The 24,063-nt window shown below is 47.6% G+C and carries 18 protein-coding genes and 1 pseudogene; 7 read left to right on the top strand and 12 right to left on the bottom strand.

Going from position 1 to position 24,063, the window contains the following annotated elements; translation table 11 throughout:
* Window positions 1-80 precede the first annotated feature (80 nt).
* The 6 genes from NDI48_15410 to bla all read right to left on the bottom strand — a co-directional run bounded on the left by NDI48_15410 (window position 81) and on the right by bla (window position 9,173).
* Window positions 81-1,316 (bottom strand): glycosyltransferase family 4 protein, encoded by a 1,236-nt coding sequence (locus tag NDI48_15410; protein MEP0832561.1) that lies wholly within the window; start codon window positions 1,314-1,316, stop codon window positions 81-83.
* Window positions 1,317-1,857: 541 nt separating this feature from the next.
* Window positions 1,858-3,639 carry a pyruvate kinase gene (gene pyk, locus NDI48_15415; protein ID MEP0832562.1) on the bottom strand — a complete coding sequence of 594 codons (1,782 nt, stop codon included), beginning with the start codon at window positions 3,637-3,639 and terminating at the stop codon, window positions 1,858-1,860.
* A gap of 351 nt (window positions 3,640-3,990) precedes the next feature.
* Entirely contained in the window at window positions 3,991-5,250 is a 1,260-nt protein-coding gene (locus tag NDI48_15420; GenBank protein ID MEP0832563.1) for a pentapeptide repeat-containing protein, read from the bottom strand.
* Window positions 5,251-5,684: 434 nt separating this feature from the next.
* On the bottom strand, window positions 5,685-7,061 hold the full coding sequence (locus tag NDI48_15425; protein ID MEP0832564.1) for a PQQ-dependent sugar dehydrogenase: 1,377 nt from the start codon (window positions 7,059-7,061) through the stop codon (window positions 5,685-5,687).
* Between the two features lie 365 nt (window positions 7,062-7,426).
* Window positions 7,427-7,891: a GNAT family N-acetyltransferase gene (locus NDI48_15430; GenBank protein ID MEP0832565.1), complete on the bottom strand. Its 465-nt coding sequence runs from the start codon at window positions 7,889-7,891 to the stop codon at window positions 7,427-7,429.
* A 148-nt stretch (window positions 7,892-8,039) separates the two neighbouring features.
* Window positions 8,040-9,173, bottom strand: coding sequence for a class A beta-lactamase (gene bla / locus NDI48_15435; GenBank protein MEP0832566.1), 1,134 nt, complete (start codon window positions 9,171-9,173; stop codon window positions 8,040-8,042).
* Window positions 9,174-9,736: 563 nt separating this feature from the next.
* Between bla and NDI48_15440 the strand changes: the two genes are divergently transcribed.
* The gene (locus NDI48_15440) at window positions 9,737-10,189 is read left to right on the top strand and encodes a hypothetical protein (protein MEP0832567.1); all 453 of its coding nucleotides are present in this window, start codon (window positions 9,737-9,739) and stop codon (window positions 10,187-10,189) included.
* A 115-nt stretch (window positions 10,190-10,304) separates the two neighbouring features.
* On the opposite strand, the gene NDI48_15445 is transcribed toward NDI48_15440, so the two are convergent.
* Together NDI48_15445 and NDI48_15450 are read right to left on the bottom strand one after the other, a co-directional pair.
* Complete coding sequence (locus NDI48_15445) at window positions 10,305-12,338, bottom strand: serine/threonine protein kinase (GenBank protein ID MEP0832568.1); 2,034 nt, start codon at window positions 12,336-12,338, stop codon at window positions 10,305-10,307.
* A 129-nt stretch (window positions 12,339-12,467) separates the two neighbouring features.
* Complete coding sequence (locus NDI48_15450; protein ID MEP0832569.1) at window positions 12,468-14,693, bottom strand: FHA domain-containing serine/threonine-protein kinase; 2,226 nt, start codon at window positions 14,691-14,693, stop codon at window positions 12,468-12,470.
* A gap of 451 nt (window positions 14,694-15,144) precedes the next feature.
* Between NDI48_15450 and NDI48_15455 the strand changes: the two genes are divergently transcribed.
* The 4 genes and pseudogenes from NDI48_15455 to NDI48_15470 all read left to right on the top strand — a co-directional run bounded on the left by NDI48_15455 (window position 15,145) and on the right by NDI48_15470 (window position 17,688).
* Window positions 15,145-15,744: a class I SAM-dependent methyltransferase gene (locus NDI48_15455; protein ID MEP0832570.1), complete on the top strand. Its 600-nt coding sequence runs from the start codon at window positions 15,145-15,147 to the stop codon at window positions 15,742-15,744.
* Between the two features lie 291 nt (window positions 15,745-16,035).
* Complete coding sequence (locus NDI48_15460; protein MEP0832571.1) at window positions 16,036-16,665, top strand: PAS domain S-box protein; 630 nt, start codon at window positions 16,036-16,038, stop codon at window positions 16,663-16,665.
* Between the two features lie 335 nt (window positions 16,666-17,000).
* Window positions 17,001-17,114, top strand: a pseudogene (locus tag NDI48_15465) (ATP-binding protein).
* A gap of 121 nt (window positions 17,115-17,235) precedes the next feature.
* On the top strand, window positions 17,236-17,688 hold the full coding sequence (locus NDI48_15470) for a hypothetical protein (protein ID MEP0832572.1): 453 nt from the start codon (window positions 17,236-17,238) through the stop codon (window positions 17,686-17,688).
* Between the two features lie 84 nt (window positions 17,689-17,772).
* Here NDI48_15470 and NDI48_15475 read toward each other — a convergent pair whose 3' ends face one another.
* The 3 genes from NDI48_15475 to NDI48_15485 form a co-directional block, all read right to left on the bottom strand.
* Entirely contained in the window at window positions 17,773-18,552 is a 780-nt protein-coding gene (locus tag NDI48_15475) for a photosystem II S4 domain protein (protein ID MEP0832573.1), read from the bottom strand.
* Between the two features lie 213 nt (window positions 18,553-18,765).
* Window positions 18,766-20,085 (bottom strand): hypothetical protein, encoded by a 1,320-nt coding sequence (locus NDI48_15480; protein ID MEP0832574.1) that lies wholly within the window; start codon window positions 20,083-20,085, stop codon window positions 18,766-18,768.
* Between the two features lie 240 nt (window positions 20,086-20,325).
* The gene (locus NDI48_15485; GenBank protein MEP0832575.1) at window positions 20,326-20,841 is read right to left on the bottom strand and encodes a hypothetical protein; all 516 of its coding nucleotides are present in this window, start codon (window positions 20,839-20,841) and stop codon (window positions 20,326-20,328) included.
* 401 nt (window positions 20,842-21,242) lie between these two features.
* Between NDI48_15485 and serA the strand changes: the two genes are divergently transcribed.
* Together serA and prmA are read left to right on the top strand one after the other, a co-directional pair.
* Window positions 21,243-22,826 (top strand): phosphoglycerate dehydrogenase, encoded by a 1,584-nt coding sequence (gene serA, locus NDI48_15490; protein MEP0832576.1) that lies wholly within the window; start codon window positions 21,243-21,245, stop codon window positions 22,824-22,826.
* 113 nt (window positions 22,827-22,939) lie between these two features.
* Entirely contained in the window at window positions 22,940-23,833 is an 894-nt protein-coding gene (gene prmA, locus NDI48_15495) for a 50S ribosomal protein L11 methyltransferase (GenBank protein ID MEP0832577.1), read from the top strand.
* A gap of 107 nt (window positions 23,834-23,940) precedes the next feature.
* Here prmA and NDI48_15500 read toward each other — a convergent pair whose 3' ends face one another.
* Window positions 23,941-24,057, bottom strand: a complete 117-nt coding sequence (locus NDI48_15500; GenBank protein ID MEP0832578.1) for a DUF928 domain-containing protein — start codon at window positions 24,055-24,057, stop codon at window positions 23,941-23,943.
* Between the last annotated feature and the right edge of the window lie 6 nt (window positions 24,058-24,063).

The following is a 24,063-nucleotide window of genomic DNA, read 5'->3' on the forward strand; positions in this document are numbered from 1 at the left end:
AAACTATGGCTTGTGTGAGCTTTTGCACAGTAATCACACCGATAGTTGCTCTTGCTTACCCAACTCCCTCTCAGACCTTGTTAGCCAAGGGATTGCTTTACCTTCAGTTCTTGGCTTAAGTCTGATCTTTCTGGGATGGACACGAGAATAGATTTGAGCGCCCCACCCCAACCCTTGGAGTGGTCATAAAATTGTTCTTGCAAACTCAGACAGCTTTGACGCTTTTGTTCGTAGAATTGGTCATCGTCACACAATTTGAGTAGAGCGTTACAATACCCCATGGCATCATCGGGGGGAACTTCTACCACAGCATCGCGGACATAGGGTAGTGCTGGGCAAACGGCTGAGGTAAGGACAGGACGACCTGACAAGATGCCTTCAGCAACAACCTTGTTAAATCCTTCTGCGAACCCTGTTCTGGTCGGCACAATCACAGCATGAGAGCGGTTAAACATCCGCCGCATTTTTTGTTTATTGCAGTGACCGTGGCATATAAAACGAGCCTCCAATCCTGCAAGCTTTGCATCGCGACGTAATGATTCCAACATCGACCCGTCTCCGCAAAGATCGAAGGTAATATCGTTTCTGCCCTGCGCCGCCAAATGCTTGGCCATTTCTAGCAAATCGAGAACGCCCTTATTTTGCTCAATGCGACCCACGTACAGCACGCGAAAGGGTGAACGTTTTTCGGGGGGCGGAGTAATTTCTGCAAACTCCTCTCGACGATAGATGGGAGTAAATCTCCGAACCCGTCTATGCTTACTTCCTGTGAGTTGTGTTACCTGAGCAGCAATTTCGTCCGAAACGGTCAAGACAGCGGCGCAATCACGACCAAAGAAAGGACGGCTGAGATTTAAAAACAAGCGTTGTACTTTGCTGGGGGCAACATACTTACGCCATAACCCGCAGTGGAGGGATGGAATAACTTGCACTCCCAACCAAGAAAGTAGCGATAAAACAAACCAGTGTGTTGTACCATCAACCACTACAGCAACGTTGGCTCGAAAACGAATGGCAGAAGCAATTAATCGCAACCCATTCCACACTTGACCCAAGTGGTAAAAAAGTGCGGATGACGATAGAAACGGTATCGGACGGTGCTGAATCTTGAATTGACTATCATAAAATAATTTCCTCTGAGTCGAAGAGGAAATCACATAAGATTCTGCATCCAGTTCGCGGCACATTTCAAAAAACTGGCTGGAATAGGTAATTGAAACTTGGGATGGATCATCTTGTCCTGTAACCCAATGGTGATACGTTCCAACTACATCTCCAGGTCCGGCAGCGTATAGAATGCGAAGTCTTTTAGTCATTGCTTTAGTCGTTGTTTTTCTAGAGATTTAGTTCTTGAACAGAACTAAATTTTGACTTCTAGTTCAGTAGCGCACCGTATATCTTTATGGCAAACTCTAGCGGTTGATGAACCTTGTTTGACTTTTCCCCATTCCACCCTGACAACTGTCACACCCACTATTTGTCTCAAATAGACTGAGTGAAAAACCGGAATCTAGGGAATCTCATGGCCTTGTAATAAGACTGAATTTTCACTATTAGCATGGCAATTTGTGAATGAATCCAGCCGTATTTTGGTAGAGTTTACCCTGCTACTTTCATTAGTTACACTACTAGAATGTCATAAAAAGACACACGGAAGTTCCCCCTGGAGAAAGAACTGCCGTTTATCTGAAATTATCCAAAAGATAGATAATAAAAAAGAGCTTAAAGATTTAGGACGTAGAGCGAACTCAGCAGAAAAAAGCACGACATTGTCGTGCCTCCTTCAGCTTATATTCCATTCAATTAGATAGCGAACAGGAGTTACTCAACTGAGGGAATTATCGTTCAATTCCAGCGTTAAACCATCAGCATTCCACTAGCAGGACTGGAACCCATAGCACCGGAATAAACTAATCCTCGCGGGGTATCCATCGTTAAAATTGCCCCATCCCGAATCATTTGCGTGGCATTTTTAACGCCGACAATTACCGGCACACCCAAACGCATACCAATCACCGCCGCATGGCTGGTTAAACTCCCTTCTTCTGTAATAATTCCTGCTGACTTGCGGATGGCTTCGACAAAATCAGCATTCGTTGAGGATGCCACAAGAATTTCTCCTGGGTTGAAGTTCCCAATATCCATAGCGCTGTGTGCGACGCGGGCGAGTCCGCTTACAGAACCTTGACCGATGCCAATGCCTTGACCAAGAACGGCAGTCACGACCTCGACTTTGATCAAGTCTGTTGACCCCGGAACGCCTTGGAGTGTTCCCGCCGTCATCACCACTAAATCACCCTCTGCCAGCAGCAGCTTTTCTTGAGCGACATTTATCGCCGCTTGGAACGTTTGACCCGTGGAGGGTAAATCCAGCACCAACAAGGGTTTGACGCCCCATACCAGTTGGAGCTGTCGCGCTACATCCACATGAGGGGTGACGGCTAAAATCGGTGTAGTGGGTCGGAACTTGGAGACGTTGCGTGCCGTTGACCCAGTCTTAGTCAGGGTCATAATTGCTGCCGCCTGCAATTGTTCGGCAATTTGACCCACTGCCTGAGAAATTGCGTTAGGAATGGAACGCTTGGTATCCTTGATATTGCTAGAAATTTGTTCTTGCTCAATCCGCACGGCAATCCGCGCCATTGTCTCCACTGCTTCAACGGGGTATTTCCCCACAGCCGCTTCATTGGAGAGCATCACAGCATCAGTGCCATCCAGGATAGCATTGGCGACATCCGAAATTTCAGCACGGGTGGGTCGAGGCGAGTTCACCATGCTATCCAACATCTGGGTGGCAGTAATCACCGGAATTCCCAGTCGGTTAGACGTGGCAATCAGCCGCTTTTGCAAAATAGGCACATCTTCAGCAGGCAGTTCAACGCCTAAATCGCCCCTGGCAACCATAACGCCATCCGAAAGCGAGAGAATCGCCTCCATTTGCTCAATGGCTTCGTGCTTTTCAATCTTGACAATGACGGGTGTTTGCTTGCCTGCACTGGCAATCAGTTCTTTAATTTCCAGCACGTCTTGGGGGTTGCGGACAAAGCTGAGAGCGACCCAATCCACCCCCTGATCCAGACCGAACATTAAATCCTGTCGGTCTTTATCGGTCATCGCTTTAATCGAGAGGTAGACGCCGGGGAAGTTGACGCCTTTGTTATTGGAGAGGGGGCCACCAACAACGACGCGACAGTGCAGCGCACGGTTTTTTCGGTCTACTTCTTCGACTCGCATCTCGACTCGGCCATCGTCCAGGAGAATGTTGGCCCCGCAGGGAACTTCGTCAGCCAGGGGTTCGTAGGTGACCGAACTGATTTCTTGGCTACCTGGGACAGGAAGGCTGGTTAAGGTAAAGCGATCGCCTTTGTTGAGGACAATCGAACCGTTCTCAAACCGCCCCAGACGAATTTTCGGCCCTTGCAAGTCTTGTAAAATGCCGACGGGCTGATTCAGTTCAAAGGCGGTTTGGCGAATCAGACGGATACTACGTTGGTGATCTTCATGAGTGCCATGAGAAAAGTTGAGCCGCAGTGTGGTGGCACCGGCTTTAATCAGGGCTTTCAGCACATCAGGTTGGCTGGAGGCGGGGCCAATCGTGGCAACAATCTTTGTCCGACGCAAGGAATTTCGCAGTTGCATAGAATGGAGATGCGATGGGTGAGCATGGGTTTAGGACCGGGGCACGCACAATGGGACAGCTCGTGCGAGGGGTCAGCTAGCGTCAAGATCATAGAGGAAGACGCTTGGCTATAGTCTCACAGATTTCCCCCTGTCGCTATTAACGGCCAAAGTCTATTCCCTTCTTCTCGTTGTGGATGGTGTAATCCGGCACTTTCCCTGCGTGAGGTTTGTAAGAGTTGTGTGAAGCTCAGGAAGTGAACAGGCAGTAGATGTTGTGCCAAAGGACTCGTCAGGGATGTTTAACGACAGCATAGTCAATTTACCATTGTGATGGCGATCGGTCTAACCGCCATCCTATGCGATCGCTCATCAAGGCAACGCAGAGGGATTGAGTCCGATCGCATCTTCAATCTTGGCGTTACTCAAATTCGCACCCGTCAGATTGGCATTCGCTAGGGTGGCAAGCTCCAAATTGGCTTGAGTGAGGTTGGCATTGCTCAGGTTAGCATTGGTTAAGTTTGCCCCTGTCAAATCGCACTGAGTCAAGTTTGTGTACGTTAAGTTGGCTTGAGTTAACTGAGTACTGATCAGATTGGCATTTTCCAGGGTGGCACCCACCAAGCTTGCATTCGTTAAATCAGCGGAACGGAGTAAGGCTTGACGCAGATTAACACCGTTCAAGTTGGCTTTAGTGAGGTTAGCACTGAACAGGTAGGAGGAAAGGAGTTTGGCACCCGTCAGTTGAGCCTCCGTGAGGTTAGTGCTGGCAAGTTTGGCATTAGTTAAGTCCGCATTCTCCAGATTCGTCCGAGTCAGATTCGCCCGACTCAAATCAGCACCCTTCAAGATCGCCCCTGGCAGTTTACTTCCACTCATGTCAGAATTTCGCAAGGTAGCCGCATTCAACACCCCATCTTGAAGTAATGCTCCTTTAAGATTGCCATGGTCTAAATTAGCTTCACTTAAATTCGCCTGACGTAAGTCCGCGCCACTCAAGTTAACATTATCAGCGCTAATGGTTTGTAAATTGGCTCCAGTTAATTGAGCGCTGGTGAGATTCGCACCACTGAGGGTAGCAATATTGAGTTGCGCTTGTTTTAAATTGGCTCCGCTTAAATTTGCCGCTCCTAGTTGGCTGCGGGTGAGGTCAGCTTTTTCCAAGTTGGCACTCGAAAGCTGTGCATAATTGAGCTTGGCTTCTCTTAAATTGGCACCAGTCAACTTAGCACTCGTTAAGTCAGCAGACCCCAGATCCGCGCCCTGAAGGTCAGCATTTTGTAAATTAGTAGGGACTGTTTCCTTCTCCTTCTCCTGTTGCCTTGCTCCCAGTTTGGCCTGTCTCAAGTTGGCCCCCGCAAGAATCGCTCCAGAGAGTTTAGCCCCCTGCAACTGAGTACGGTTCAGCTTAGCATTGCTCAGATTGGCACCCTCTAGATTAGCACCCTCCAGATTAGCATCGCTCAGGTCGGCTTTTTGTAGATTCGCCCCGGTTAGCTGAGCATCTCTTAAGTCACACTTAGGACAAGAATTTGTGGTTCGGAGTTGTTCCAAGTGTTGAGAATTCGCGGCATTCGCAGGGACTATTAATCCCTGAGTGATTAAGCCGATGAACACTAATAAACCCAACATACTGCCCCTCCTAAGAAGGGAGGTAGGAGTCTGGCAATCTTCCTTTTTTCCCCAAGTCCCTATGACTCTAATTAAGGCAGAAATGAGAAAAGAAATCCGTTTTGGGTTGTTTACAGTCCGCATCATTCTAATTATATTGTTTCCCATGTAATAGAAATTAACGGAAAATTAGCTCCATCAACTCTGCGTCCCTTGGCGAAAACCTCTGCGACCCTCTGCGTTAAAAAAACATAACAGTCCCAGGCTAACGGATGCAATATTAGACCTCAAGGAGCGATCGCTCACAACCGATTGATTTGTGAACTGAACTTGTTTTAACGAACCACAGAGGCTCAGAGTACAAGGAGAAAAAGAAGAGAGAATTTGACAACTCATTGAAGATTGCTATACATTCTGGAAACTTTCGCTATTATTTTGCTGAACTCCTATTTTCATCATCCTTGATATTGAATGCGATAAATTCGGTTATTCGCTTCTTCAGTCACTAACAAACTACCATCCGGTAAGACCAGTAACCCAACTGGACGCCCCCAGGTGGTTGGCCCAGAGGGATTCACGAGAAAACCGGTCAGAAAGTCTTCGTAATAGCCTTGAGGCCGCCCTTGGCTATCGAAGGGGACAAAAACCACTTTGTAACCCGTTCCCTGGTTGCGGTTCCAAGAACCCCGAAAGGCAACAAAGGCACCATTGCGATACTTTTCGGGAAAGGTGTTTCCATCATAAAATTGCAATCCCAAGGCCGCTGAGTGAGCTTGAAACAGCACATCAGGCGTCTGGGTTTTAGCCACTAAGTCAGGACGCTTGCTTTGTCCGTTGACTGTTTGACGAGGTTCGATGCGATTTGGTGCCAGGTAAGCATAAGGCCAGCCGTAAAATTCGCCTTGGCGGATACGGGTGAAGTAATCGGGTACGAGGTCATCTCCAATCCCGTCCCGTTCGTTGACGGTGGTATACAGTTCCCCAGTGGTAGGGTGAAAGTCGATACCGACGGGATTCCGCAAACCGTAGGCGAAGGTTTGTTGGTTGGAACCGTCGAGGTTCATTACTTGTACTGAGGCGCGGGGTAGGGGTTCTTCATCAACGTTGGATTTGGAGCCAATCGTAACGTAAAGTTTTGTGCCATCAGGTGAAGCGAGGACGTTGCGTGTCCAGTGCTGATTGTAGCCGCCGGGGGTGAGGTCAGCAATTTTTTGCCCTTTGCCAGTTAGCTGTTGTTGTCCTTGGGTGTAAGGAAATCGCAAAACAGCACCCGTGTTACCCAGGAAGAAGGAATCTCCTGCAAAGGTCATGCCCAAGGGGATATTGACCCCATTCTCCGCTGTGGCAAAGGCTTTGCTGACATCGGCGACGCCATCGCTGTTAGTGTCGCGTAGCAGGCGAATGCGATTTGCCCTAGTCTCGGTCACTAAAACATCACCACTCGGAGTTAAGCTAAGCCAGCGCGGCGCGTCCAAATTATCGGCGTAGACGTTTACCTGGAAGCCAGCAGGCACATTCAGTGTTGGGTTTTGTGGGACTGGAATGACGTTGGGTGATTGGGAAGCGCTATTGGTGGCAAAGGGTTTGGGTAAACTATCGAGTGTGATTTTAATGGGTTGAGAGGTGAGCGTCTCGGTAGGCACAAGGTTGTTCGTGGCAACGGTAGCCGATTGCTGCTGTTTGTTTTGGGGAGAAGCAGCAGGTTGCTGTGCCGTTTGGGTTGATGGCTCCATCTCAGGCGCTGCGGTTTCTGGATTGGAGGTGCTCGGTACACTACAGGCAGGGGCTGTAGTCAGAAGCAGCAGGGGTATCAGAAAACGCAAGGATTGCATGATCAATAGTATAGATACAAAATTGCGACTGATCTCCAGGGTAGTTGTTGAGGCAAGGAAGCGCTGCCGCCTTACGATGGATTGCTTCTGGCTGCTGATACGAAGTTGCACTCAATGATAGGTTTATTTACGCCCACCTGCTTATTTTCAAGATAGCTGATGAACATTGACGCGGGTTCGTTTTCTGACCAATCCAGTGCTGAAAAGAGGGCTGAGGAATTGCGATCGCATGGGATAAAAGTACAGGTCATTGATTTTCAGTAATCGGCTGTCATGGGGTGAGGGGAACAGGGGCAAGGCTAATTATGTAGATGCACTAGAAAACGAATTGGGTAGACAATACTATTCGGATCAGGAAGCCGATTTTAGAGCTTTTTCGTCATAAAGACGCTATTTGGGTCATCAATGTATTCAGCAAAAGGGCCTCGGTACTCGAACCCATACCGTCTGTATAAGGCTCGTGCTGGGGCGAACTCAGGAAAAGCCCCTGTTTCCAAATTCAGACAATCGTAACCACGCCGTGAGGCTTCTTTGATGATGTGTTCAAGAATTTTCGAGGCGACACCCCTACGGCGGTGAGCTTTGGCAGTACGCATTGATTTGACTTCACCACTTCTTGGATCTAGTTCTTTGAGTGCGCCACATCCGAGTAATTCATCGCCCTCCCAAGCCGTCCAGAAAGTAATATCGGGCGATCGCAATGCCTCTAAATCAAGAGCATGGATGCTTTCAGGCGGGGTAATCTCATGCATATTTTCGAGATGTTCCCGGAGTAAGTCCGCGATCTTTTTACCGGTCAGGTCATCTTCGCGAATTTCCAATTGACTCATCTCCTGAATTTGCTATGAAACTCTACTCCATAAGGGTTTGCAGCCAATGTCTGTGAATCAAGCGATCTTAGGAGGGCGCTGGTTAGCACAACTGGCAATTATCGGGCTTTGTTTGTCATTGATAGCAATTCCGTGCTTTTTCAGATGTCTATTGCATGGCCTGGACTACTGCCGCAGCGACAGCAGACATGACGCTTTCGCGTTGCTCTAAAGGGGCTTTTGAACCGGCAATGAATACTGCGATTGCAATACGCTTTCCGCTTGGGGAACTAATCAGGCCAACATCATTGGCAGCGATGCCGATTCCTAGCACATCCGCTCCAGTACCAGTCTTATGAGCGATTGACCAACCCGGTGGTAACCCAGCTTTGAGCCGTTGCTGTCCGGTTGGAGAGTCGGTCATAATCTTGAGTAATAGAGCTGTTGAATCCTCGGATAATAGTTGACGCGATTGCAGTTTGACGAGCAAATCAATCATACCTTCCGGTGTTGCGGTATCTCGCGGATCGGTCAAATATCTTTCCATTGCAGCCTTCTTAACGGCATCGGGAATCTGCTGCACCGCCTCTTCATATTTTTGCTTGTCCACTAATTCAGGACGAAAGTTAGTGAGTCCGACAGTATCAGGCTGTAGTTGTTGTTCCAAGCGATCGACACGAATATCACGAAGGTTCATTCTGCCCAAGATAGCTGTGACTTGCTCAGGTCCACCCACTAACCGAACTAACGCATCTGCCGCCGTGTTATCACTATCGCCAACGGTTCGCTGCAAAAGATACTGGACTGTAAACTGACCGCGATCGCCTTTGATTTCTTTGAGAATCGGACTCCATGCTGGCACGAACTGTTCACGAGTAATGGTGACAGTTTGGTTGAGCGAAAGTTTACCTTCGTCTACAAGCTTTAATACAACGATGCCAACGGGAAGCTTGAACACGCTTTGCATCGGAAACCGTTGATTGCCATTGCGAAACCAACGTTCACCTGTATCAAGGTCTAAAACTCCAATGCCAACATTACCTTGAGCGCTAGAGAGATCGAGATTGTTGAGTTGCTCTTGTAGCCGTGTCGTGTTGGGTTGTGCTGCGACAATCTGTGCCTTTCCCAGTCTTTTGTCTGCCACCGATTTCCCGGAATCCATTGTATGGGTAGACGCTGCGATAGCGAAGCGCTGCTGCAAGCAGATCGCTACAGATTCGCGGGACGGATCGGGCGAGTGTACGCACCCAGGCAGTACACTAGAGTTCACTAGAAGAAGGGTTAATAGAACTTGCTTATGCATTGATACTGTTTTTGTTCAACATTGATTCTATTTTTGATGAATTAATTCAGAAGTCAACGTCAGTTAAATGCTCTTTTAAATCGTTTGTAGGCCCAGGAAAGTTAATTACTGTTATTAATCTAAATATTTGCTCTGCGCGCCGTTGTGGCTGTTGAGTAGCACATTTTTACTACTTAAGCCATCGGGTTGTGTCAGTTGCGTAAGTTCTGAATCTCTACCCATCCCCATCCTCACGCTTAGCTGGAGTCCCACTCTTCCCCACTCCTTTGGGGAATAAGGGGGTTATCGAAACGGATTGGGTATGAGTGCTGCATGTTGTAAAGATGTTGTAGCCTTAGCCACCCCGTTGCAGTTCTCTCCGTAATTTCTCGGAATCGCATCTCGCAAGTCAGAGTCGGTGGGAGTGGCAATTCCCGGATATTTGCGGATTCATTTTTTATCGCCAGCAAATATTATCGAAGTACGACGAAAGGATAAAGCCTATGAATTTTACTGGCGAAGTCTAGGTCGTAATCTCTGAGGAAATTTTTGAGAGAATTCCTAAGCCACCTAGGTTAATAGTTATGCAAAGTCTTTTAGATGCTCCCCGACCCGACCTACGTTCAACGATTAACGTGTGTGCCAGAATTCAATGCCCTTATTTTCAAAATGATTGTGCTTCATCCCAGGGTTGTGCGAGATATTGCAATCCGGGTCATTGTCATCTAACCAGCGTTTTTGCTTTCGCCTCTGAGCCGCATGGCCTGTTTGCGGCGAATGAGAGCGCCCTTCACTCGGTCAAAAGGGCTAACGATGGTTGGATTGCTAAAGATAAAGCTAGCCAACGCTCAATTAGGCATGGCGGCAGAAATAATAAGTCTAGTCCGCCCAAAAAGAAAAAAACCAAGACGTTTGATGCCCAAGTCTTAGGTGCCGATAGTGATGGCATTCCTCTGATTAACTTTCCTAGCGATGAAATGAGTTTTAAACCCATTAGTCTGAGTCTTTTAAATTCTATCCATTTTGAAGAGTATTAAGACTAATGGCTCAAGGAAATATTCAATCTTTAGGCTGCGTTAACAAAGGGCAACGCGGCGTTTTTAGGTGTAAGCTAATGTTTACTTGCTCAATGACCTGTAACGCGGATGAAAACTACTGTTTGTTGCATAGCCAAGCTCCCAGGACTGGAGCTTCAGGAGCCTCGTTAATAGAGCAACTCGACCCCGTTAAATCACTCTCGGATTCCGTAAAGGTAACAGCCTTTTGGGTATCTGGCTCATTTGGCTGACAAGAGCATTTGTAGAATGATTCCACAGCTTCTTGTTCTCGTTTGGCTGTAGCTTCTTGTTGCCACTGAGAGATCGCATTTTGAGCCTCTCTAGAGATCTGATTATCGGGGGAAACTTGTGCGATCGCTTCTTCCGCGATTCTAATCGCCGTGTCCCTGTCTATTTCCCCTCCTTTTTTGGCGACATCTCTCGCTTTAGCCAGCAGTGTTCGGGCCTGAGTTTGAGCCTGCTGTTTGATTTGTTGCTGCCGTTGCTGTCCTTGCCACTGGGCAATCTCATTTAACGCTTGCTGGTATACAGAACTTTTGGAAGGTATTTGTTCCGCTAGGGCGATCGCTGTTTGAAAATTCCCTGCACGAGCTTTTTTTCTGGCCTTTTTAAGCTGGCTCGACCCATTATCGGGAAGTGATTCGCTCGAATCAGGCTTATTTGTTGATTGACCTGTTTTAACTAAGCTAAGTGTTGCATTCGAGCCAGATATTAGTGTGTCTGTTCTAACCAAGTTATCGGTTGTATCTGAGTTAGTGATTAACGAGACTGTTCTCACTAAGTTAGGTGTTGTATCCGAGTTAGATATTAATGTATCTGTTTTAACTAAGTTAGGTATTGTATCCGAGTTAGGTATTAATGTATCTGTTTTAACTAAGTTAGGTATTGTATCCGGGTTAGCCCTAGATAGATCCGTTGGGTTTGAGTGAACAGTCGAATCTGATTTAGGGGTTGAGGTGCCTGTTGGGCTCGAATGAGCGGTTGATGTACTCGTTAAGGCTAAGTTATTAGAGTACCCTTGCAGGTAAGCGTACCCTCCCCCGACACTCACCAGCGCAGCTACCCCAATTCTCATCAGTAGAGACAGTCTGTTACGAGAGGTAAAAGCAGAGTGGGTTTGTCCTCTTACTTGTAGTCGTGTTGGGTTTCCCAAAAAACTTGAGGTCGTGTTTAGCCTTGTGGTTTGGATGGCTGAGGGTTGTAGGGTAGGCGCAATGCCGCTTAAAAGCTGTTCATTTACACCATGGCTCACCTTGTCCACAACATTGTCTTGAACCGTCAAAGAGGGATGGGACAATTGCTGTAAGGCTTGCAGGGCTTCTTTTGCGGATTGGTAGCGGTCTTTGAAGTGATAGCGCACCATTTTGGTTAAAATCGTGGCAACGCCTGAACTCACCCCGGCTTGGTGTTGCCAGAACAGCTCTCCTGTCTCATCGTCTTCTTGAAATTGGTGGGGATACAAGCCCGTCAGCGCTTGAATCGCGACGATACCCAAGGCATATAAATCACTATTGGGGCGTGGCTTGCCCCAATCCTGCTCGGTTGGCGTATAGCCTGGAGTGCCAATGCGAATACTGGTTGCTACGGACGGTTCTTGTCCCGGCTGATTGAGGGGTTGAATCTGCACTTGCTTGATCGCACCAAAGTCAATCAGGACTAATTTCTGATCACAGGCGCGACGCATAATGTTGTCCGGCTTGATGTCTCGATGGATGACGCCGTAACTATGCACAAATTGCAGAATCTCCAAGACTTCTAAAAGTAGTGGAACAATCTGAGTTTCTGACCAACCTTGACCGGGTTGCAATTCATGGGTTAGAGTATGCCCTTCAATAAACTCTTGCACCAAGTAAAACTCTTGGTCTTCTTCAAAGTAAGCCATCAACTGGGGAATCTGCTGATGTTTGCCCAGTTTGACCAGGGTTTCAGCTTCTCTTTGGAAGAGCTCTCGCGCTGTTTCTAGCAGTTGCGGGGAGTTAGTGGCGGGTTTGAGGTGTTTGACCACACAAGTCGGGTTACCGGGGATGTGTGTGTCTTGGGCTACATAGGTTTGACCGAATGCACCAGCCCCCAAAACTCGCAGGATTTGGTATCGTCTGGCTAGGAGCTGACCGATCATGTCTACCATGCTATTGTCTTCCACGGTTCTGTTGGGTATCACCTATGGCTCCATTGTCTGAGCAACTTTGATGAAACTGCCACTTAAAACCGCCGCTTCATTAAAAATTTAGAAACCTCTGCTATTGCTATATAAAAACTATTTTTTGTTACACTTCCAAATCCCACTGACTTTCGCTTCAGCGTCTTCATTCGCCGCACAACTCGACCCCGTTAAATCAATCTCTGACTCCTTATCAGTAATAGTCTTCTGGGTTTTTGGGTCGTCGGACTGACAAGAGCATGTGTAGGATAAGGCTACTGCCACGGGTTCGCGTTTTGTCGTATCCTCTTTTGGCAACTGAACGTTCGCCTGGTTAGCTTCCCTAGGCACAGCCGGATTGGGGGAAGTGTCTGCGATCGCTTCTTCTGGTTTGATGTTGCTTGTGGTTTCAATGTCTCTGTTCTTTCTGCTTGTGATTACCTCTGTTGCATTCGTAAACCGCCTTCTGAACGGATTGTTGGACGGCTGTGCTAGCTTCTGCTGTTGCTGTCCTTGCCACTGAGCGATTTCGTTTTGAGCTTGCTGGTATAAAGAACTGCTGCTGGAAATTTGTGACGCTAGGGCAATCGCTCCTTTAAAATCTCTCCCACTCGCTTTTAGTCGTGCGTTTGCTAGAAGGATTGATCCATACTCGGAAAGCAGTTCGTTTTTATCCGAATTAGTTGTTGATGCGTCTGTTTGATCCGACTTAGTCGTTGATGTGCTTGTTTGATCCGAATTAGCCGTTGCATCCGACTTAGCCGTTGAGCTGCTGATTCCACCCGAATTAGCCGTTGAATTCAACTTAGCCGTTGATGTACCTGTAGAGGCTAAGTTACTCGATTGCCATTGCAGATAAGCGTAACCGCCCCCAACACTCACTAACGCAGCAGCGCCTAATTTCATCAGTAGAGGCAGAATGTGATTAGCGGTGGAAGATAAATGGCTAGTGGGTCTACTGACAGGTTGTAATGTTGGGTTTCTCGAAGAACTTAATGTCGTGTTTTGCTTTACCGTTAGAACGGCTGGTGGTTGTAAGCTAGTGGCAACCGATGGAGGTGATGAACTCGCCTGCCGCATCGGCTGATGAGTGGGTGTATATTCCCTAGTGCCTGGAAGCGGCTTGAGGTGGATCGCCAGTACGCTCAACCTGATTTGGCCTAACTGCAAACGGCTTCCTTGGTGCAGTACTACCTCTCCGGTTGGTAAGGGTTGCCCATCCACCACTGGCGGATTACTTTGTTGTAAAGAACGCAGGTAAAAATGCTGTTCCTGAGCATTAAAAAAAATCTCAACGTGCAATCCTGATACCGTTGGTTCCGATAAAACAATATCGCACACCAATGGGTCGCGCCCGATCCGAACTGTACCAGGGTTTTTGGTGGTTTGGTTAGCGTGGATGGTTTGAGCCTGAATCCTTCCCTGTTCCACCCACCTTAACAGCAGTTCAGGTACGCTATGGCTAACCCGATCTACAACATTGTCTTGAACTTTCGGGGAGGGATGGGACAATTGCTGTAAGGCTTGCAGCGCTTCTTTTGCGGATTGGTAGCGGTCTTTGAAGTGATAGCGCACCATTTTGGTTAAAATCGTGCCAACGTCTGAACTCACATCGGCTTGGTGTTGCCAGAACAGTTCTCCTGTCACATCATCTTCTTGAAATTGGTGGGGATGCAAGCCAGTCAGCGCTTGAATTGCGACGATGCCCAAGGCATAGAGGTCACTATTGGGGCGTGGCTTGCCCCGATCCTGCTCGGTTGGTGCATAGCCTGGAGTACCGATGCGGGTGCTGGTTGCTACAGACTGTTCTTGTCCTGCCGTGCTCAGGGGTTGAATCTGCACTTGCTTGATCGCACCAAAGTCAATTAGGACTAACTTATTGTCTGACTCGCGACGCATCATGTTGTCCGGCTTGATGTCTCGATGGATGACGCCGTGACTATGCACAAATTCCAGAATCTCCAAGGCTTCTAAAAGCAGTTGCTTTACCTGAGTTTCTGACCATCGTTGACCGGGTTGCAGTTCATGGGATAGAGTATGCCCTTCAATAAACTCTTGCACCAAGTAAAACTCTTGGTCTTCTTCAAAGTAAGCCATCAACTGGGGAATCTGCTGATGTTTGCCCAGTTTGACCAGGGTTTCAGCTTCTCTTTGGAAGAGCTCTCGCGCTGTTTCTAGTAGTTTAGGGGAGTTAGTCGCGGGTTTGAGGTGTTTGACCACACAAGTCGGGTTGCCGGGAATGTGTGTGTCTTGGGCTACATAGGTTTGACCGAATGCACCAGCCCCCAAAACTCTCAGGATTTGGTATCGTCTGGCTAGGAGCTGACCGATCATATCTACCATGCTGTTGTTTTCCACGGTGTTCTTGGATGTCACCTATGGCTCCATTGTCTGAGCAATCTCGATAAAACCGCCACTTAAAACCGCCACTTCATTAAAAATTTAGAAAACTCTCTTCAAAAATTTTTGATGGGTGTATTCGGTCAGTGCGATCGCTCATCGTTGAGTTGAGCATGATTATCCTGAATGGTGCATTGGTGACAAGTTAAGCCCGTAAGACAGTTGTCAAGGGGATTTGAGAAGATGCTTGAAAAAAAGCTGGTCAGAGCCGCGCTGTTGGCAAGGATTGGGTGCAACAATTAACTTAACGTTCGGTTTTCGTTGCTGTTTAACTTATGGTAAGACTTTTAATACCAGACCCATGGAATCGGCTCAAACGTTACTAAATCAAAATCAGATTATTCAGATAAGCACAACGATAAGATTTATACCTATTAATCGTTAGGTCATCATCATGGAGCCGAATAATACAGGTGCCCGTTATGATCAAATTGCCCGATGGTGGCAGACTCAACATCAAGATTCAACCTACGGAATCGCCCAATTGGAGCGGGCTATCAAATTTACTTCCAATAGGCACTCAGCTCTTGATGTCGGCTGTGGAAGTAGCGGACGTTTTATCAACATCTTATCCCAGCATAAATTTCAGGCTGAAGGACTTGATATTTCTAGAGAAATGATAAATTTAGCCCGGAAATTGCATCCAGAAATCACATTTTATAGGGCAGACATCTGCGGTTGGATTCCTCCTAAACTTTACAGCTTGATTTCTGCTTGGGACAGCACTTTTCATCTGCCGCTAAACGCCCAAGAGCCTGTCTTGAAAAAGCTATGCGATGCTCTTGAACCCGATGGAGTACTCTTATTCACCTGTGGTGGTGGACATACAAACAGTGAGATAGAGGGGGCATTTCAAGGTCAGGACTTTGAGTACAGTACTTTGGGGGTAGAGGCTTTCCTGCGTATTCTGAGTAAGCATCACTGCACATGTCGTCATCTCGAATATGACCAATATCCTGAAAATCATGTTTATATCATTGCTCAAAAGACCTAACTCAATTTTTCAGTTGGGGAGCGGTTGAAGGCAATAAATTGCGTTGGTAGAGCGCATCTTATTGATTGCCTTGAGTATGACGGACGCCGAGGCTGCCGATTGTAAGATGAAAATCTCTCTTCTCCATTACCCATTACCCATTACCCATTACCCATTTTCAAGACAAAACTCAGTCTACGAACTTTGGGAAGGTGCGTTTTTTGAGTCTGGAGAATGAAGTCTGTACCACACGGTATGATCTACTGCTAAGACGGGACTAGCCAGGAAGAAACAGTGGGGCAGACAAACTCGATGAAAAGTAGCTTACAAAACATATTCTTTCAGTTCTCCTCTGACCTCTGTTGCCTCCTTGGAAAAGATGGCTACTTCAAACAAGTGAACCCAGCTTGGGAAGAATTACTAGGCTGGACTCCGGCAGAACTGATGGCACAACCTTGGCTAGCATTTGTTCATCCAGAAGAGGTAAGTGCTACGCAGAAACGTTACCAAGAATTGATCATGGGTGAACCGATGGAGTTAGAACATCGCTATAGCCATAGGGATGGTAGTTATCGCTGGCTTGCCTGGAAAATGTTGCTCAATGAGGATGGATGGGTTTATGCAATTGGGCGAGATATTAGTGAACACAAGCAACACGAACAAGCACTGGAGCAAATTGTACAGCCGCAAGCAACACAACTGAAAATAGCTCATCAAGCCACAAAATTAGCCCAAGAGCAGTTCCAGAAAACACAGCAACAACTAAGTGCTTTGCGATCGGAATTTAAACAGCGTTTAACAACGCAAGTTGAGCAACGTATCAGTGAAATCCTCCTGGGTGACAACATCACTGCGGAACTGGGTTATACCCTTACCTACGAAGACTTGTTGCGGTCGATGCTGGGGTACTGCTGCTCGATACTAACCGACGCATTATTTTAACCAATCCGGTTGCTCGCGATTACTTGGAGCTACTGGCTTACCTGGATGATAACAACGTCTTACAAGCTTTGGGTAGTAAATCTCTAGAACAACTGATTCAATGTGATAAGGACGAGCCAATTTGCCAGGAAGTGACTTCAGGCCATTGTCAAGATTTGGTTTTTGAAGCGATGGTTGAACCTGTGACGCTAGAAATGCAGTCAGGATATTGGTTGGTGTTGCTCCGAAATATTAGCGATCGCAAGCGTGTAGAATCTGAAATTCGCAAAGCTCTGGAAAAAGAACGGGAACTCAATGCTTTAAAAACTCGCTTAGTTCGGACTATTTCCCATGAATCAGGATTGGGTTTAGCTATTGTTAAGAAAGCGGTGGAATTGCATGGCGGTGAGATTCGTTTTCAAACTCAAGTCGGAGTTGGCACGACGTTTACTGTCAAGTTGCCCTGTTAAAACACGAACGAAGGAGTGGAGAAGTTGAGAAATTGACAAAGAAATACTCTCTCTTCATACTCTTGTCGCTTAGAGGTTAGAACGCTTACCGTGGAAAAAACTGAATTCCGGAGGGTGAGCGATGAACGATAAGGGTAATGAGCCGCTCAAAGCCTGGGAAGAACTGGAAAAACATTCCCTATTTCCGAGTGGAGAGTGGGAAGGCTTTTACACCTATAGCTTTGGACCTGATTCCCAGCGCCATATTATGTCGTTTGCTCTAACCTTTAAAAACAAAAGCGTTAGTGGCAGTGGCATTGACAATGTCAGTCGCTTCATTTGGCGCGGACATTACGATACAGAGAAACTGCGCTGTTGGATGCAAAAGCGGTATCCTAGCCATACTGTCTCCTACGACGGTTATGTTGACCAAAATGGAATATGGGGAAGTTGGGAAATCCCTCCCCACTACCGAGGGGGTTTCCATATTTGGCCAAAAGGACTTTCACAGAATCTCACGGTTGAGGACAAAGAAACTGTTCCAGAAACGGCCAAGCTTCCCCAATTATCGATACCCACTGGCATTCAGTTGTAGCAGGAATGGAAAAGACCTTCCAATTACCAATTACCAATTACCGTATTTTGTCGTTTTCACAACTGATTTAGACTGGCTATCGTTTTACATGAAGCGTGTGAGCTGTACGCGGTATCGGTCTTTTTTAGTGACGGCAACTTCCCCAATTTCCAAGCGTCCCTTGCCACGAATGGCAATTAAGTCTCCCGATTTGACGATATGACTGGCTTGGGTAATATCTTTCCAATTGACCCGGACATCGCCACCGGTAATCAAGTCAGCCATTTTGTTGCGGGACATGCCAAAACCAGCCGAGGCGATCGCATCGAGACGCATTGACGCCTCTACAGTGGTCATCTCTTTTTTCTTCGGTTCTCGAATCTTCAGTTCCGAGAGGTCAATGGGTTGGGTTTTCACGGGTACAGAACGCACTTGAGTTAACTGAGTGCCCAGAAATTCCACGATTTCGGGTACCACAATTACCTGACCCCCTCGTTCTCCCAAAACGATGATGTCACCAATCTTGTCTCGCACCAAGCCAGTGCCCAAAATGGCACCCAAAAAGTCTCGGTGGGTTGCCTGATCAAACAAAAAGTTACCAGCCATATCTAATGCGGCTACTGCAACTTGGGCGCGATCGAGGGGGAGTTCGGATCGTGCGATCGCAATCCGTTGTCGTTCAGCCTGAGGATAACCGCCCCAAGCCAGCAATTGCACTTCCGTCAACCGTTGAAACTGCTGCTGAATTTGTGCCACTTCCGGCGGCGAGAGAAAATCGGTAAAGACCACTTCCCAGGTCTTAATCGCCTGTTCAGCTAGGTCAATCACACGGGCAATACTTTCTCGATTTTCGACTCCTTTGAGCAATTCTTCTCTGGGCAGCATTCGCGATCGCTTTTAGACAACACCTCCTTGATTCTAGCGGTGGGTTATCGCAAAAGGCAGAAGGCCGAAGGTAGAAGGCAGAGGACTGAAGGTAGAAGGCTTTTATGTTTATTACTGATAAGTGGTGGCAAGAGCGGTTAAAGAAAGTCCTAACCTTTATGGCAACAGCGATCGCTAGTCGGTTGGCGTCGCCTTGGATTAGCCCCTTTATGATTAGGGCTGAAGCTGTTTGAGTTTATTTTGTGCCGATAGCAGCAGGGATTGGGCTTTCAGATAGGCCGTTGTGCCGTTTTGGACTTTTTCAAGTTCATAAATAATTCCTTGGAGTTCGCTAATGGTGTAGTTACGATTCACAGATTGGGCATCAACGGGGATGGAGGCAAGTAATCTTTCAATTTTGCTTTGTGATCGTTGTAAGGCTTCTACCGAATTTTGCTCAGCTTGCTGTCGGATCTTGACTTGTCCCAAATTACTGTTGTACTGCGCGAGTAACTTTTGCGCTTCTGCATAGCCTGTTAAGTCATCTGAGCGAATCTGTTGAAGCTGTGCGATCGCTTGTTCCCACAAGTTTTCTACCTGTTCCCACTCAGGAACCGTGTGCGGTGGATTTTGACCGGCTTTAGCCGCTTCCCAAGAAAACTGCCGCGCTGCTGCGATCAAAGTGCTGACGCGCTCATTACCCGCCGCAAGACCTACAGTTTCTTGGATATCACCCTGGTAATGCTCTAGTTTGGCTTTAGCTGTTTTTCCCGCTAGGGTGATGGAGGGGACTTGCTCTAGCTGGTTGATGGCTGAACGCCAAGAAGAAATGGCAGCCTGTTTATCTATTGGGGTTGAGGCTTGTTGATATTGCTGTTTGGCTTTCAGGATGTCCTGTTCGCTTTGGGTGAGCGAAGTTTGAGCATTCTTTTCTTGAAAGACTTTAGCGTCTAATTGCCCAACTTTTGTGCGAGCTGCATTAAATCCGTAGATGCTAAACCGCCAATCGTACCACCAAGCTCTGTACTCTGGCCAATCGTTTAAAAACCAAACTGGCAAAGCATCGAGATTTTTTTGTGCCTCTTTGACTTTTTGTTCCCCTCGATGCAAGTCAGCAGGACTGGTGGGGTTTTCAATCAATTGTTCAGCTTGTTCAACTGAGGTAATGGCTTGCCGATAGTTAGCTTCCATATTCATGTAGCTGGGTAATAAGAGTATGGGAGCTTTTTGTGCCACCGGACGACGAATCACTGGATAAGGCAAGTTGGCCACCCAAACCACACCAACAGGAACACCCAGAAGTATCCCCATCCAGATGATTTTGCTCAGTACACCCGGCTTGGCTTTTTGAGGTACGGGTTGCTTATGAGGATAGGTGGCGTGGTACTGTGCCTCTACTTCTCTCTCCAGCTCGGCAAATGATTTTGAGGCTGGCGGAGACGGTATCGATGGCTTGAGTATTACTGGCTGCTTACTTTTAAGCGATGGATCGACTCCAGAGATGTTCTGAGCTTTTCTGAACGGGAATTTGAAAGGCAAATTGAAACCAGCCATAAAATTTACCACATCACTATTTCTAGTATTCCCCTAGGGGGATGCGATCTAACAGCGGTATGGATATTTGGATACCTAATCAGTTTTTATGCATTGAACTGGCACAAGCAGGACGGGCAATCCTTGCCATTCCATTAGAAATCTCTGGCTGTTGAAGCCTCTGTTGTGAGCTGATTGTGCGCTTAGCTCAGGGGGTATGCCAAAAGGAGTCGTCAGGGTTGCAGGTAGAAGCGGTCAAAACTAAGCACTTCTCGGTTCGATATAGCCTTGAATGGCCTCCGGTTCAAATTGGCGGAGAATCGGGGTTGCTTGCTCAGTCAAATGGGCGGCACCTCTGACAACAATCAGGTATTTGCCTTCATTGAGCCGATTTCGGTAAGGCAAGGCATCTCCATCACCGAAGATTAAGCCAACACCGCCACCGACAAATAAGCTACCCATGGCACCAGCGATCGCACCAAATATTCCGCCAATAATATGGTTACCCAGGCTACCCGCCCACTCCACGATTTCTATCCGCGTTTGCAGATTAAAGGCAAAACCGGCGAAGAATCCAAAAGGAATCGTCCAGATAGCAAGCCTCAGCGCTTGCTTTTTTGCCTCTGATTTGGGGTCAATTAAACCCAATTCATCAGCGCTTTTGTACCCTTTACCCAAAATAGAGACTTTATCCATCGGTAAACCTTCGCGCTCTAAGGCGGAGTAAGCTTCTTCGGCCTCAATGCGGTTTTTGAGTACAGCGATTAGATAGTTCATGGGTTTATTAACGATTCAATACATTTTTGGATTATAGGTAGGATAACAGCGCTACTGCCTACTGCCTACTGCCTACTGCCTTTTGCCTACTGCCTTTTGCCTACTGCCTTTTGCCTACTGCCTTCTGCTATAAGTTCAGCCCCTGGTTGATGGAAATTGAAAAACTTTGAGACGAATAGCCTTGTATTGACAGCTTTACAGTTACAATGACCTTCGTCAGTCAATTCTCCTCATTGTGGGAAAATTGCAGGGTTGTATCAACAGACTGCCCTTAAATTTAACCGTTAACCGCTATTCCAGGTCTGTTGTCTGTAGCGCTCATTGTTTTGGATGGGGTTCGCTCATGAGAATAGCGGTGTGTTCTTGTTCTTGTGTAGCCCACTTTCCTCCATCTGCTGGTAATGTCTAAGGTTCTCGTCTCTGACCCAATTGACCAAGCTGGTATTGATATCCTCTCTCAAGTTGCTCAGGTTGATGTCAAAACCAATCTCTCGCCTGAGGAACTGGTTGGGATTATTCCAGAATATGATGCCCTAATGATTCGCTCTGGTACCCGTGTGACCCAGGAGATCATTGAGGCGGGCAAACAACTCAAGATTATTGGACGTGCTGGCGTTGGGGTGGATAATGTCGATGTCCCAGCCGCCACTCGTCAAGGAATTGTTGTCGTTAACTCTCCCGAAGGAAACACGATCGCGGCGGCTGAACACGCCCTGGCCATGATGCTGTCTCTTTCGCGCCACATCCCGGATGCCAATCAATCCGTCAAAAGCCATCAGTGGGATCGCAAGAGCTTCATTGGAGCCGAAGTTTATAAGAAAACCCTGGGCGTGGTTGGCTTAGGGAAAATTGGCTCCCATGTGGCGACGGTAGCCAGAGCTATGGGCATGAAGTTACTCGCTTATGATCCCTTCATTTCTATCGAACGAGCCGAGCAACTCGGCTGTCGTGTTGTAGAGCTGGATGTATTGCTGCGGGAAGCCGATTACATCACCCTGCACATGCCGAAGACAGCGGAAACCACTCATTTAATCAATGCTGAGGCGCTGGCGAAGATGAAGCCCACGGCTAGGGTGGTCAACTGTGCTAGAGGTGGCATTGTTGACGAACAGGCTCTTTATGAAGCCTTAAAAGCGGGGCGAATTGCAGGAGCAGCCTTGGACGTGTTTGAGTCAGAACCCATCGGAGACTCGCCGCTCTTGTCGATCGGAAAAGAGATGATTCTGACCCCCCATTTGGGAGCCTCCACCGCCGAAGCGCAAGTGAATGTCGCAATTGATGTGGCGGAACAAATTCGTGACGTGCTGTTGGGCTTACCCGCACGCTCAGCGGTGAACATTCCAGGGCTGTCCCCCAACGTCCTGGAAGAACTCAGACCCTACATGCAGTTGGCGGAAACTCTAGGCAACTTGGTTGGTCAACTGGCAGGGGGACGAATTGAGATGCTCAACGTGCGAATGCAAGGCGAATTAGCGACAAATAATAGTCAACCTTTAGTCGTTGCAGCTCTCAAAGGGTTGCTGTCCCAAGCTCTACGAGAGCGGGTGAACTATGTTAATGCCACCATTGAGGCCAAGGAACGGGGAATTCGCGTGATTGAAACGCGAGATGCCTCGATTCGGGACTATTCAGGGGGTTCGCTCCAGCTATCAGCAATTGGCACGTTGGGCGAACATTCCGTCACCGGGGCGTTGTTGGGTGATGGAGAAATTCACATTACAAGTATTGATGGATTCCCCGTCAATGTTCCTCCCAATCGCTACATGGTGTTCACGTTGCACCGCGATATGCCAGGAATTATTGGGAAAATCGGTTCTCTGCTGGGCAGCTTTAACGTCAATATTGCCAGTATGCAGGTGGGTCGCAAAATTGTGCGAGGGGATGCTGTCATGGTTTTGAGCATTGATGACCCCCTACCGGAAGGAGTGCTGGATGAGATTACCAAAGTGCCTGGTATTCGCGATGCTTACACGGTAGCTCTTTGATGGATTTGGGATTTGGGATTTTAGATGTTGGAAAAACTGGTCTTCTTTAGCAATGTTTGGTTCCTAAATCAGCTGACCCCCATCTAAAATCTAAAATCTGAATCTAAAATCGTATGGCAAATAGCTGGTGGGAAATTCAAATCCTCTGCGACCCCGATCTAGAAGATTCAATCTTCTGGCGACTGGAAAAGTTTGGCTGTCGTGGAATGGCGTCTGGGGCCAAGGGGCACTGTCTCTTGGTGACGGCTCACTTACCTCAAATACAAGCACAATTGTTGGATTTGGCGGCGCTGGCGCTGTGGCTGCGGCAAGATGCCCTAACGATGGGACTGCCGATGCCGGTGGCGCATTGGAAGCTAATTGATGAGGAAGACTGGTCGAGCAGTTGGAAACAGCATTGGGAACCCCAAGAAATTGGCGATCGCATTTTGATTTACCCCGCTTGGTTGCCTATCCCTAAACCCTCAGAACGCCTTCTTTTACGCCTTGATCCCGGAGCCGCTTTTGGCACGGGCACCCACCCCACCACTCAATTGTGCCTCGAAGCATTGGAAATGCGGTTAGGGGATGGCAGTGGTGAGTTGGTAGTCGCTGATATTGGTTGTGGTTCTGGCATTCTCTCCATTGGTGCCGTCTTGTTAGGGGCGAAAAAAGTCTATGGTGTGGATCTTGACCCCTTAGCCGTGGGTGCAGCGCGCAGCAACCGTGAACTCAATCAGATTAGCGCTCAGCGAATGCTCGTAGCCAAAGGCAGTGTGGAACAAATTTCCAAGCTCACAGGTGGTAAACCCGTTGATGGGATTCTCTGTAATATTCTGGCAGAGGTGATTATCGATTTAATTCCAGCCATGACGGCAATCACCTCGCTCAGTAGTTGGGGAATATTGAGCGGTATTTTGTTAGAGCAGGCCAAACCCATTGCGGATACTTTGGAACAATACAATTGGGTGGTTGCCGCGCTTTGGAAACGTCAAGATTGGTGTTGTTTTAACATCAGACGGTCATGAAGAATGAAGGATGAAAAATCATTTAGACGGTTTTATCTTTCATCCTTCACCCTTCATGAGTTTTGTTTTATTTCTGAGAAAGGCGTTGACATTCTTGCGTGGCTACATCACCTACCACCCAATGGGTTGAGGAGCGAGAGGAAATCTTCTTGCACTAAAGCATCTTTGGGATGCTGTTTGATCGTTGTTGGCAGGGCGGCAACGGTATCATACCAAAGTCCCATTAGGGG

Source organism: Microcoleus sp. AS-A8, assembly GCA_039962225.1.
GTDB lineage: Bacteria > Cyanobacteriota > Cyanobacteriia > Cyanobacteriales > Coleofasciculaceae > Allocoleopsis.